Origin of the sequence: Arsenophonus sp. ENCA (assembly GCF_002287155.1) — a bacterium.
Lineage (GTDB): Bacteria > Pseudomonadota > Gammaproteobacteria > Enterobacterales > Enterobacteriaceae > Arsenophonus > Arsenophonus nilaparvatae.
The window spans coordinates 1-10,671 of sequence record NZ_NHNG01000254.1 but is presented as its reverse complement, the minus strand read 5'-3'; the positions used below and the strand labels follow the sequence as shown (position 1 = coordinate 10,671).

14 protein-coding genes and 2 pseudogenes are annotated in these 10,671 nt (G+C 41.2%); 3 read left to right on the top strand and 13 right to left on the bottom strand.

The features are described 5' to 3' along the window. Nucleotides 1-252 precede the first annotated feature (252 nt). The 9 genes and pseudogenes from CBG25_RS06695 to CBG25_RS06655 all read right to left on the bottom strand — a co-directional run bounded on the left by CBG25_RS06695 (nucleotide 253) and on the right by CBG25_RS06655 (nucleotide 6,895). Nucleotides 253-873, bottom strand: a complete 621-nt coding sequence (locus tag CBG25_RS06695) for a helix-turn-helix transcriptional regulator (protein ID WP_290605521.1) — start codon at nucleotides 871-873, stop codon at nucleotides 253-255. 181 nt (nucleotides 874-1,054) lie between these two features. Beyond that, nucleotides 1,055-1,117 (bottom strand): annotated as a pseudogene (locus tag CBG25_RS06690) (hypothetical protein); the annotation flags it as partial. Nucleotides 1,118-1,365: 248 nt separating this feature from the next. Next, nucleotides 1,366-1,878, bottom strand: coding sequence for a DNA-3-methyladenine glycosylase (locus tag CBG25_RS06685; protein WP_290605519.1), 513 nt, complete (start codon nucleotides 1,876-1,878; stop codon nucleotides 1,366-1,368). A gap of 3 nt (nucleotides 1,879-1,881) precedes the next feature. After that, complete coding sequence (locus CBG25_RS06680; RefSeq protein WP_290605522.1) at nucleotides 1,882-2,814, bottom strand: Rpn family recombination-promoting nuclease/putative transposase; 933 nt, start codon at nucleotides 2,812-2,814, stop codon at nucleotides 1,882-1,884. A gap of 45 nt (nucleotides 2,815-2,859) precedes the next feature. Further along, nucleotides 2,860-4,032 (bottom strand): MobP1 family relaxase, encoded by a 1,173-nt coding sequence (gene mobP1, locus CBG25_RS06675; protein WP_290605517.1) that lies wholly within the window; start codon nucleotides 4,030-4,032, stop codon nucleotides 2,860-2,862. A gap of 12 nt (nucleotides 4,033-4,044) precedes the next feature. Next, nucleotides 4,045-4,584, bottom strand: a complete 540-nt coding sequence (locus tag CBG25_RS06670; protein ID WP_290605515.1) for a hypothetical protein — start codon at nucleotides 4,582-4,584, stop codon at nucleotides 4,045-4,047. A gap of 215 nt (nucleotides 4,585-4,799) precedes the next feature. Beyond that, nucleotides 4,800-5,258 (bottom strand): hypothetical protein, encoded by a 459-nt coding sequence (locus tag CBG25_RS06665; RefSeq protein WP_290605512.1) that lies wholly within the window; start codon nucleotides 5,256-5,258, stop codon nucleotides 4,800-4,802. Continuing rightward, complete coding sequence (locus CBG25_RS06660; RefSeq protein WP_290605510.1) at nucleotides 5,255-6,196, bottom strand: replication initiator protein A; 942 nt, start codon at nucleotides 6,194-6,196, stop codon at nucleotides 5,255-5,257. Before CBG25_RS06660 ends, CBG25_RS06665 begins: the two co-directional genes overlap by 4 nt. Nucleotides 6,197-6,568: 372 nt before the next feature. Beyond that, nucleotides 6,569-6,895, bottom strand: a complete 327-nt coding sequence (locus tag CBG25_RS06655) for a hypothetical protein (RefSeq protein WP_290605508.1) — start codon at nucleotides 6,893-6,895, stop codon at nucleotides 6,569-6,571. Nucleotides 6,896-7,331: 436 nt separating this feature from the next. Here CBG25_RS06655 and CBG25_RS06650 point away from each other — a divergent pair. Next, nucleotides 7,332-7,517 (top strand): annotated as a pseudogene (locus CBG25_RS06650) (DnaJ domain-containing protein); the annotation flags it as partial. A 227-nt stretch (nucleotides 7,518-7,744) separates the two neighbouring features. Here CBG25_RS06650 and CBG25_RS06645 read toward each other — a convergent pair. Next, nucleotides 7,745-8,044: a hypothetical protein gene (locus CBG25_RS06645; protein WP_290605505.1), complete on the bottom strand. Its 300-nt coding sequence runs from the start codon at nucleotides 8,042-8,044 to the stop codon at nucleotides 7,745-7,747. Between the two features lie 130 nt (nucleotides 8,045-8,174). Between CBG25_RS06645 and CBG25_RS06640 the strand changes: the two genes are divergently transcribed. Both CBG25_RS06640 and CBG25_RS06635 read left to right on the top strand, forming a co-directional pair. Next, a complete protein-coding gene (locus CBG25_RS06640; protein ID WP_290605503.1) occupies nucleotides 8,175-8,570 on the top strand; it encodes a hypothetical protein in 396 nt (131 codons plus the stop codon). Beyond that, nucleotides 8,567-8,842 carry a DUF2726 domain-containing protein gene (locus CBG25_RS06635; protein WP_290605501.1) on the top strand — a complete coding sequence of 92 codons (276 nt, stop codon included), beginning with the start codon at nucleotides 8,567-8,569 and terminating at the stop codon, nucleotides 8,840-8,842. Before CBG25_RS06640 ends, CBG25_RS06635 begins: the two co-directional genes overlap by 4 nt. 118 nt (nucleotides 8,843-8,960) lie before the next feature. Here CBG25_RS06635 and CBG25_RS06630 read toward each other — a convergent pair whose 3' ends face one another. The 3 genes from CBG25_RS06630 to CBG25_RS06620 all read right to left on the bottom strand — a co-directional run bounded on the left by CBG25_RS06630 (nucleotide 8,961) and on the right by CBG25_RS06620 (nucleotide 10,624). Then, the gene (locus CBG25_RS06630) at nucleotides 8,961-9,224 is read right to left on the bottom strand and encodes a hypothetical protein (RefSeq protein ID WP_290605499.1); all 264 of its coding nucleotides are present in this window, start codon (nucleotides 9,222-9,224) and stop codon (nucleotides 8,961-8,963) included. 3 nt (nucleotides 9,225-9,227) lie between these two features. Beyond that, nucleotides 9,228-9,860: a division plane positioning ATPase MipZ gene (locus tag CBG25_RS06625; protein ID WP_290605497.1), complete on the bottom strand. Its 633-nt coding sequence runs from the start codon at nucleotides 9,858-9,860 to the stop codon at nucleotides 9,228-9,230. Nucleotides 9,861-10,165: 305 nt separating this feature from the next. After that, nucleotides 10,166-10,624, bottom strand: a complete 459-nt coding sequence (locus CBG25_RS06620; RefSeq protein WP_290605495.1) for an H-NS family nucleoid-associated regulatory protein — start codon at nucleotides 10,622-10,624, stop codon at nucleotides 10,166-10,168. Between the last annotated feature and the right edge of the window lie 47 nt (nucleotides 10,625-10,671).

Genomic DNA, 10,671 nt, shown 5'->3' with positions numbered 1-10,671 from the left:
TACAGGTTTCGATCTTGACCAGCGGGTCACCCAACTTGTCGATCGTCTGTTGGTGATACTGGTTTGCAAAGAGGTCATTCTTAATGGCGCTGCGTTTCTTCATGGTGGTTAGCTCAGTAGACCAGCTTCCGATAACTTTATCAGCAAAATCAAACTCGGCTTAGGTTTTTCGAGGTGCCCATAAAAAGGTTTCATTATTTCTTCCTTCTGCATTAACGATATCGTCAGAGCACATCGCTCTGACGACGAGTCTTAAACGCTAATGACCGGACTACCAGAAGGCAGAAATTCAGGAGGAAGATAACGATTTATTCCTTTTTCTCGGCAAAATAGCCTAAGCTGATTTGCGTGATGTACATCCGCTTTTCTATAAATATTATGTAAATGGACTTCGACTGTTTTAGTTGCAATATCTAACCACTTTGCAATCTCCTTCTTGCGTAACCGCTGTAAAGAGAGGAATAAAACATCCCATTCTCTATCCGTAAACATATCGTTAAGTTTAGATAACATAACCGGATAAGGTGACTCACCTTCGATATATTCAAGCAGCGATAAAAACAGGAAGGGTTGGGCATAAAAAAATGCCCCTTCGTAAACATCTTTCTCATCGAAGCGCGGAAAAAAATCAAACCGCCACGGTTGGGGAGATTCCTTGTAACCACCGGATAACGTACTGAGCAGCGATAACGGCAATTTTTTATGGCGAACGACCTCCTCGTGTGCATGAAAAACGTCCAGCACCTGAGAAGATTCTATCGTCATCCCCAGAATATCCGTCATCGCGGCATTGGTATAATCCTGAGATTCGGCATCGGTAAACCCACAGGGGATCGTTAAACTTTGGCAAAATTGCTTGATGGCGCTGTTCATGCGACCCCCCCCCTACTTTCAGAAGGGATGCCCGTTGGCGAGGCGTTAAATGACGTGAAATGCGCGCAAATTTAGCGAGGATGGCGGGTCTGGCGTTACAGACACGCTTACAGAAAATGAGATGCAGATTTTTAGGGCGAGTTTTCAGGGGGGTAGTAGCCATGATAGCAACCTCCAATGAGTAACTGGTTTTGCTACCACAGGAGTTCTGACACTCATGGGTGGTAGCCCAGACAGGGGTCAGAAACCGGCCTCATTGGATACCAGCCACCCTTACGGGTGCCCCGCCTGAGCCACCATAGTTTTAGGTATGCTTAAGCGTTTTCACGACATAAAAAAGACGCTTCTGGCGTCTATGTCGCCAACGAGCTACACGGGTTCTGACGCCCGATTAACCATGAACGGTTAACATCTCAATTATAGCGACTGCGCAGAAAAGCGGCAAGGATATCTTAATGTAGGTGAGTATGCTTTAAGCGTTATGCTCAGATTTTATCTTGTCTTAAAGCGCCACAACTTATCAGTGCCCACTTTTATGCCTATTCTTGGTGTGGCAATATATTCAGGTTCAATAGTAGAGTCATAAACACAAAAACCATGACACTGCGTTAAATCAATCTGGTTATTATTTTTTGTGATGTTTAATTTTTTACAGAGTTTACCCGGCCCATTTAAAGAAAGAACTGTGGGTTTATATAAATCGATTCCCCGAATTAAAACCGCTGCTGGAAAACCTTCACGCTCAGTCACAATATTCAGGCAATGATACATACCGTAGATAAGATAAACATAGGAAAACCCGGCAGCACCAAACATGATTGCTGTTCGGGGCGTACAGCCTCTCGCGGCATGGCAGGCCGGATCATCCTGCCCTACATAGGCTTCAACTTCGTTGATAACCCCATGATAATCTGCAAACTTTAAAACTTTTCCCAACAAATCCTTTGCCACACAAAGCGTATCACGCTCATAAAATGAGCGAGGTAAAATAATGTTACTCGACATCGATTAATCCATCAGGGCATTAATCTCAGCATCAGACAACCCAGTAGACATTTTAACAATCGCCCGATCAACGCCGTTGGCTAGAAATTGTCTTGCCATGTCGATTTTTGCTTCATGCCGGCCTTCTTGACGGCCTTTCAAGATGCCTTTTTCTATGCCACGCTGTTCACCAAGTTTCTCGCCCTCTTGCCGTAGCTGCTCTGCAATGGTCATCACCACCTCCCGATAATCAGTTGCTCTTTGCGCAATCTGATGCAAAAATTGCTTTGCATCAGAAGTATTTCCTCTTTCTACAATATAACATATTAATCCGCGAAATAGCTCAGGCTGCAATACCCACTGATTGAGCAAGGATGCTATCTCATGACTTAACTCTAGCATATCGCGGGTACGGATATGCTTCATCACCAGCTCCATCAGGGCCACGTGCCGATGTGTGATAATCTCCTCGTCCGGGATAACCGTCACGTCAACCAGTGGGAACGCCTGCGTATAGACAGACTTTGCCAGTTCCGGATCACAAAAACAGTCAAACCAATGGGTGCTGTAAGGATACGGCGAGGTTTTCCCTTGATAAAACAGCAATGGTATCACCACCGGCAAGGTGTCGTTGCCCTGCTCAAGATGCTGCTGCATGGCGGCGACGGCATAGCGCATCAGACGAAACGCCATCAGCTTTTCAGCGCGGCTCTGATGCTCCAATAAACAATAGATGTAACCCCGTCCAGATGTGGTTTGCACGGAATAGAGCATATCCGAGCACTGACTACGCAGGCCCGGTTCTATAAAGCTGCCGGACTCCATCGCCAGCGTACTAAAATCACACAATTGGCGAAGCTTTTCCGGTAAATGAATTTGCAAAAAATCCCGAGCGATGGTGATATCACCAAGAAATTGCTTAAACAATGCATCGTGGTAGGAAAGTGTCTTTTTCATCAATGCAGTATACCCGTGAAGAATAATACTCGCCATTCTTTCACATTAAAATTTGAATATTCCGACGCGAATACCCAGTTTTTGTTGCTGCTGAAGTTTAACTGTCGCTTCCTGATTTTGTTTAAACAGCGAAAAACCGCGCTGTGGCTTCAATAACTGCTCTGAGGTATCCAATGGTTTCAACTTATCAAACGGCGCGGGTTTTATTCCCATTGCACCCTGATTTTCGATGCGCCAGTTATTGCGCTTGTGATCTGACCATCCCTGCTTATTGCCCTGCCCGTCTGTCAACGGTACTTTTACTGTTGTTTCCCCCTCCTTGCGCATTTTTATCACACTGCCGACTTTTACCCCTTCACGCTTGATTTCATCAGCAATGTTGCTGCCCCATCTCGTCATCTCTGTTTTGTTTTTCAGGGTGCGCAGAGTGATATAGTTTTGCTGCTTGTTTTTCGGGTCAAACAGGTAATTTGTTCGACCAAACTCAACCACTTCAAACAGATTGCGTAGGCGATCAGGCTCACGTTTAAGCTGTTCTTTTTTCCCGAACTCATATTTATGAGTGCATTTGACCTTGTAACCCATTTTTTGTAGGTTTACTGCAAACTTTTCACGTAACTCGCGCAGATCTTTTTTACGAATGTTGATCCGCTTACCACCATTATCAGGAATGCGTAACAATGCATGAACATGCGGGTGATGTTCTTTATCGGTATGGTATGCCATCAAAAAGCGATTTTCAGGATATTTTTGCTTTAGTGTCTCCTCTACCGCTTTAAAAATATCTTTCTCTGGCACCTCGGCTATCTTCGGTGATGAAAATACCATGTTATGCACCAGATTAGGTGAGCGGTCATGGGTGTACTGCTTTTTATCTTCATCATCGATAAGCGATTCATACGCTTCTTTTCGTTGCTCCCGGTCAGCTATGTGATATTCTACGCCATTGTTATCACGCAAGGTAATTTCCCCTTCTCGTGCAATATAGTTTATTTCATTTTTAACCCCGCGAGGCCGGTTAGCGCTGCCGGTGATTTTTACCATTACCTCACGACTCGCCCCCTGCTGTAGCATCCGGCTTTGGATGTTTTTTTCATATTTCGCGCCACCGTTGCGCATTTTAAAGTTATAAGGTGTCCGTCTGACCTGCTCCTGTTGCCCGCGTAATTTACGTGCTTTATATTCATCATCCGATTTTTTACCTATTCTTTTTGACATAAAATCACCTTATCATTTTGGCGTATTCCGGATTTTTACACTACGGACATTCACGGCGGCGTTAGTCAATTGTCGCACGGCTTTTTTCACATCCCCAACGTCATTATTGATTTTTTTTACCGCTTCCCACAACTCCGTTTCTTTTACATCATGATACTGACGTTGACGAATAATCGTCGCCAGATTGCGCCCCGCCGTATTGACCGCATTTCTTGCACGGCGTAATTCTTCCACTTCCTCATCCAGAAGAACAGGCTCCGTCGTCATGGCAAGATTTAACATAAACCGGATTTCTTTAGCCACTGACCAGTGCCGGGAATCTGCTTGCTGAGTCAATTGATTAAGCATCTCATTAGATAAACGGATTTGCCTCACATTTGATAATGGCGCTTCTTTGCTGGAAATGGTATCGACGTCTGTCGTATGTTGATAAATAATTTTATTGGCAAGGGCAGAAAAAAAAGCAGCGGGGGTTTTACCACTTAACTTTATTATCGCATCCTTTAATTTGTTATAATTATCGTTCTTTATTCTAAAACTGATAAACTTCATTCTTCCTCCAAAAACCCCGTGTAGCGGCTGGCGAGAGCTACAAATGTGCACATTTGTAGTGGCTACGCCTATCCGGGGTCTTGTGTTTTTATGGCGCAATTTTACCAAACTTGTCTCATCTTGATACCCAATATTTCATTATCATTAGGGCAATGGGGGACGAAACTAGACATACATAACCTCGTATAAACCAATTGATATCGTAACATGCGACATTACCCATCATTCGCTACCTGCCTTGTTTCATCATCCTTGATTTTAGCCTCTTTCTCCCGGATACCAAGTAGTCGATGAAACGGCATCACATCATTTAGAAAACTGATTAACGCCTCTCCCAATAAAGCAATAATACAAACTGCCGCAAGGATTGGGATGGTATAGTTATTCGGCGCAATGAAATGTTTTCCCAGATGGAAGTAAGTGACAAGACAAATCCCTCCCCCAAGAAAAATCATCACGCCTTTAAATCCATACAGTAGCGCGAGCACAATACCTGTTACCGTATGTAAGCTACTGGCAACCACAAGCCGAATGAAAAACCAAACCCAATAAATACTTTTTGAAAAAAGCTTTAAAAATTTGGCAAAAAAGCGCTTCCTTTTTGAGTGTGAAGCCGCTTTTCTTACGGACTCTCTCTGCTTTCCCTGTGGGAATTGATAAACATTATTTTTCATTTTCCACCTCGCTTGGCTGCCAATGAATTTTTTAATTTATAAATTTCCCGCTTACCTTTTTCCCGTTGTTGCTCTTTTTCTTCCTGCTCCGGTGCCAGATTACGGTTATTAAAAATCACCATATCCGCTTTAACATCGTAACGAATACTGTAATCTGGCAAGTCGTTCGCTTTAGCCAGTTGCTTAATGTTATGTCTGAACATTTTCAACAATGCGGTACTCCCCGTTTTTAAATGCAGTTTTTCAAGAGATATCGTAAACTCTCCCTGATTACCACAATGTTTACGGGCTATTTCATAAAGTCGCCTATCTATTGCTTTTCGGATACGGAAGTAATCTGGACTAATTTTTAGCATTTTCTTTTTATGCAATGCCTGATAGAGCCAGTCCGGTAACGTTACCTCTATCATACCAATATCAAGATTACCTTTCTTTTCTTCAAGAATCCGCCAACTGTCAATAAGGCCAAAACCAATACTTTCTTGCTTTTCTTCTGAATAAACTATATTGGTCTTAATAGTTGTTCCCTTTAATCTATCTAAAGCCCTTTCTAACTCTTGATATGTTCTACCACTAATTGTTCTATTCGTTGTTACAAAAAAATCATAAGGCGTAAAACAAATTGTTCTACTGATTTCTTGATGGTTATTTATCGCCTCCTGTAATTTTGATATACTATAAATCCACACATCTTTATCAAAAACGGTTGCTAATCCATCAGCAGTAGCCTTAACAATAACGGTTACATTACCATTTGTGTATTTTCTAATTTTAGTATCACCCCCTTTCAAGGCAAAAAATGGATGTTCCATGCTTGCCATTTCATCCCTAAAACTGGAAAGCTCGACCTCATCAGCAATAAAAAATTCTAGTTCATGTTTACGGGGGCGTAATGTTCTCAAGTTGCTTACTCTCTGATTAATTGTATGATCTGCCATAGCCTCAATCCTATCTAGTCTAGGGTTGTTGGTAAGAGCCGGTCAGGTGTTAGCAGCACTTGGTCGGCTCGTTTCTGTGATTTAAAAACCACTAAAAATCGCAATATACTGTGATTTAAAAACCAATATACTGTGATTTAAAAACCAAATCAACAGAAACGAGCCAAAACGAACAAAAAACATCCGGTCATACTGTGGATAACACCAAAAACCAACTGTGATTTAAAAACCTAACTACTGTGATTTAAAAACCAAATACTGTGATTTAAAAACCAAATACTGTGATTTAAAAACCAACAAGTCGTAAAAATTATTGTATTTCATACACCTACAGCCAAAAAAATCCCCTTAACTTATTTAACTTATACATAACTAATCTTTTAACCGGGTTTTACCCCCTTGAGTCTGTGGATAACTTGACTTCCCGAAAACCCGGTAGATGCAGATTTTTCCCCTTCCTGATAAAACCCTCAGTGCCCATCTCAAGCATCGGTGTGAACGTGCCTCAATCGGCATTGGGTGCTCTTCCGCTTCCTCGCTTTGGCTGTTCGTTCCTCGTCGCTTCGCGCCTGCGGTACGCCTCAGCCAAAGACTGCGGCGAGCGGTGGGAGTTACAGGAACCCATTCTTTTTTCGATTTAAAGCCCCCGGAAAGCCTGTAGCGCCGTTTTCTCTGTTTGAGATACTCTGTGCTGGGCATGGAGGCGCGAAAATGCTTACAGAGGCGTACAGGAGCTTCTACGTGACGAACAGTGCGAGTCATGGGTCAATTTCAGACTACCAGCGATACAATGGTTGAATAGGTATCGACAGTTCAAAAAGAGTCATTCGGAAAAATACATTAACTCTGCGTTATATCCCTCTGTAATCAATGTAGAACGATCGTAATATTTGGTTATCCGTTCATACATCTGATAGAACGAAAACCTCACCACAGGCTTTCTAGGCCGCTTAAAAACGATTTTTGATAAGTCAGTCCATTCAGATGACAAAACGCCGCTAATACAACTATCCGGGAAAAAACACAAAAAGGCTTGCAATGTATCATTAAGTGATACTTAATGGCTTTATCAGAACGGAAGAGATAACCGAACTGATGTCACCAATTATAGAGGCCAAAAGGCCAGAGGCTTAAAATGAACATACAAGAAGCATTAAACATATTTAATTTATCCGGTGAATTAACTGAGAAAAATATCAAAACAACCTATAAAAAATTAGCATTGAAGTATCATCCAGATCGTAATCCATTAGGTAATGAATTAATGAAAGCGGTTAATAACGCTTTTGATTTTCTGATGGCTAACATCGATAAAATTAATTATTCGTAAAAATGTAAAAACATTACCCCTTTCAGAACTCACAACCGATTTTATTAAAGAGTTAACATGACAGATTTTGAGTTAGGTTACACGCCAAATAATCTAAAAAAAGTGATGAAAGAGCATTCTTTATCACAAAAAGAAGTTTACGAGTTAATCGGGAAAACAAGAGGCGTTTTCTCTAAATACTTACTGGAACCAGAAAATAAAAATTTTGTTTCTATGAATCATAAGGACTGGGTAAAACTCATAAAACACGTGAGTAGTAAGTAAAACATATTAATAATGCGCGTTAGCGCATGGAAGGCGGCACTCATCAGTAACAATATTCCCCCAATATTAATCCGCCGAAGCCCGCCCTGAGAAGGGCGGATGCATAGCCAAAATGAATCTCCATACCCCTCCCACCCTGCTAGGCGGTTTTTCTTTTTGCTGACTGTCAGCGACACTTTTTTCTGATGGTCGAAGACAAAAGAATGTTGCAGCAACGTTGAAAAATCGTCGTTTGCATTTCCAGAATCTGCCATGCAAAATAGCCGACAGAACCACATAAAAACACAAGACCCCGGATAGGCGTAGCCACTACAAATGTGCACATTTGTAGCTCTCGCCAGCCGCTACACGGGGTTTTTGGAGGAATTCAAAAGGAGTAAAATTTTGACAGAAGAAGAACGACTACAGAATTTTTTGATAGAGGCTGATGCGTTATCCGGCGGAAGCTATTTTGATGCCGTTAATGCAGGTTTAGAGCCAGTAAAATATCACTATCTGTTAGTGTCAAAACAACAGGTATCGGCGCAACTTAACTTTAAAGTGTGGGATAGGTCAAAACTTTGTTGTTACTTCCGTTGTCTTGATTCAGGCGACTATTTTAAAATAAATTTATTCTTCAATGCCAAAACAGGAGGGCACTATGCTTCACAACAAGGCGGTATTGATTTTAAATCATCGAGCCTTTTAGGGGAATGCTTTTTACTGGATATTGTGATAAATGAAAAAGGTTATCCGATATTAAAAAGTGCACGAATGCTTGACGATCAGGGAGTGTTATGAATATTAAAGAACGTAGCCTGTTAAGTGAAGATGAATCTGAAATTTATTGTAATCTTAACCGCTTAATGCCCGAAGGTGTTGTTGTTTTTGTCAAAGTAAAATTGTCGGAATTTTTAACACCTACCGCTGAATATGGAACAGAACTATTTTACCATGATTTCCTTGCATTGAACAATCTAACAGCCCCGTTTTTATTGTTTGATGTAAAGAATAAAAAAGTATGCAAGGTAATTATATTTACCAATGAATCTAAAAAAAAAGGCAAAACATGAATTAAGGAAGATACTTGAAATCTGCCAAATTCCTTTGATAGAAGTTGGCAGTATTGCTGAGTTGTATACCTGTGATTTTTTTGAAAAAAAGAAAGATTAAGTGATTATAAAATTAAAACTATCTATCTCTGATTGCATCGAAAAGCAGTCGGTTCTGTTCGTTAATGTCGAGTTCTTTGAAAGCCGCCAAAAGCGCCTTTAGTATAATAGTTTTACTTACGTTGTTATCGGTAGCTAAGGCAGTGAATTGCTCATCAACGTTTAAAGGTAAATACAGAGTGATTCGCTTACCTTTAACTGTAGTCGGTTTTTTATTCGCTTCCCTAATAAAGTTTGCAGGACTTTGTGAGGATGTTATGGATTCTTTTTTTGGAAGAGCCATTATTTATACTCCTATCTCTTGTAAAACAAGCTCAATTTGAGCCTTAGCTTTTCCGGTATCTTTCATTTCATGAACGCCTTTACCTTCATTCATGGCATTATCGAAAGCGGTGGCTTGTGTTACAAAGGATTGAAGTGGTTGAATCCAGTCTTTATCCGCCGTAAGGTAGTCATATAATTCCAACCTATCTTTATGATTGGGTTTGCAACGGTACAATAAAATCCACGGATTCAGCTTTGGGTTTAGTTGTTGTGCCTTTTTGATGATCCCATTGACCTTAGTCAGACTATTTACTTCTGTTGGTGATGATGGTCTTACGGGGCTAATTAATACATCAGCGCATTGTAGAGCGCTACGTAATTCAGGACTATCATATCCTGCTGTATCGACGATCACCACGTCACAACGTTTTTCAACTGATCTAATCTCGCTTTCAACCTTGCCAAAACATTCAATCAGAGGAAACAGTGGCAAGTTGTTTTTTTGTCGTTCCTCGTACCAGTCGGAAATACTGTTGTTATTGTCAGTTTTAACGAGCGTTACCGCCTTACCCTGTTTTATCAGGCAAACAGCAAAATTTGCTGCAAGTGTGGTTTTCCCTGTACCGCCCTTGTCTCCACCTATAACCAGAATCATACCCCCCTCCGTTGATTTATATATCGTCAGTAAATACTAAATAAATACCTTGTAGTATGCAACAAGTATTTATAAATTATGTATTAAAATGTAAATAACATATACACACCTTGTGATTATCAATTTGTATTTAATTAGTAATTAATTAATGTGCAATTTGTATGTATTTATTAAATACATTTTATTATTCACCTAGTGAATACTAGGTGAATGCTCATTTATATTGGGTTGGTATGTTATTCGGCTTAACGTGAGGGTTTTTAGCATCAAAAAAAGCCTTTCATGCGGGGGAAGGGCTTCTTGGTCTATTCGTTGTCTGGTTCGGTTTTCTGCTCTTGCTGCGGCGTTGATATCAAAAACTCGTCAAGGCTACGTCCGGCGCTCAGGGCTTCGGCAATGGGTTTCGGTTTGCGCCCCTTTCCTGTCCATGTTTTGGTTTCGCCATTTTCGACAAATTCATATTTTGCTGGGGTTTTTGGGGTTTTGCTGCGGGTCTTGCTAATGTTAACATTATCACCTAACAGTTCTTCGGCTGTGAAGCCTTCTCCTTCAATCAGTTGTAAAAGCTCCTTGCGTTTCTCATCTCGCTCAGCACGGACTGCTGCTTCTTTTTCTGCATCGGCGCGGCGCTCTTCAATGGCGGCACCCAGCTTTTCATGCATTTCTTTAAGCAGTTCAAAATCGGTTTCCCGTGCAAAAACACGGATAGAGCGGATATTGCTGAGAACGCGCCGGATTTCACCATAACTGTCTTTGTCGCTCATTTTTTACCCTTGTGTTACTTGACGTAATGCCAGACTTGAGGCGGAAT

Bases quoted from the DNA above. Each gene is read 5' to 3' on its own strand.
- CBG25_RS06680 (WP_290605522.1), bottom strand. From the start codon at position 2,814: ATGAAAAAGACACTTTCCTACCACGATGCATTGTTTAAGCAATTTCTT.
- CBG25_RS06685 (WP_290605519.1), bottom strand. From the start codon at position 1,878: ATGTCGAGTAACATTATTTTACCTCGCTCATTTTATGAGCGTGATACG.
- CBG25_RS06695 (WP_290605521.1), bottom strand. From the start codon at position 873: ATGAACAGCGCCATCAAGCAATTTTGCCAAAGTTTAACGATCCCCTGT.
- CBG25_RS06625 (WP_290605497.1), bottom strand. From the start codon at position 9,860: ATGATTCTGGTTATAGGTGGAGACAAGGGCGGTACAGGGAAAACCACA.
- CBG25_RS06670 (WP_290605515.1), bottom strand. From the start codon at position 4,584: ATGAAGTTTATCAGTTTTAGAATAAAGAACGATAATTATAACAAATTA.
- mobP1 (WP_290605517.1), bottom strand. From the start codon at position 4,032: ATGTCAAAAAGAATAGGTAAAAAATCGGATGATGAATATAAAGCACGT.
- CBG25_RS06645 (WP_290605505.1), bottom strand. From the start codon at position 8,044: ATGGCAGATTCTGGAAATGCAAACGACGATTTTTCAACGTTGCTGCAA.
- CBG25_RS06660 (WP_290605510.1), bottom strand. From the start codon at position 6,196: ATGGCAGATCATACAATTAATCAGAGAGTAAGCAACTTGAGAACATTA.
- CBG25_RS06620 (WP_290605495.1), bottom strand. From the start codon at position 10,624: ATGAGCGACAAAGACAGTTATGGTGAAATCCGGCGCGTTCTCAGCAAT.
- CBG25_RS06655 (WP_290605508.1), bottom strand. From the start codon at position 6,895: ATGCCCAGCACAGAGTATCTCAAACAGAGAAAACGGCGCTACAGGCTT.
- CBG25_RS06665 (WP_290605512.1), bottom strand. From the start codon at position 5,258: ATGAAAAATAATGTTTATCAATTCCCACAGGGAAAGCAGAGAGAGTCC.
- CBG25_RS06635 (WP_290605501.1), top strand. From the start codon at position 8,567: ATGAATATTAAAGAACGTAGCCTGTTAAGTGAAGATGAATCTGAAATT.
- CBG25_RS06630 (WP_290605499.1), bottom strand. From the start codon at position 9,224: ATGGCTCTTCCAAAAAAAGAATCCATAACATCCTCACAAAGTCCTGCA.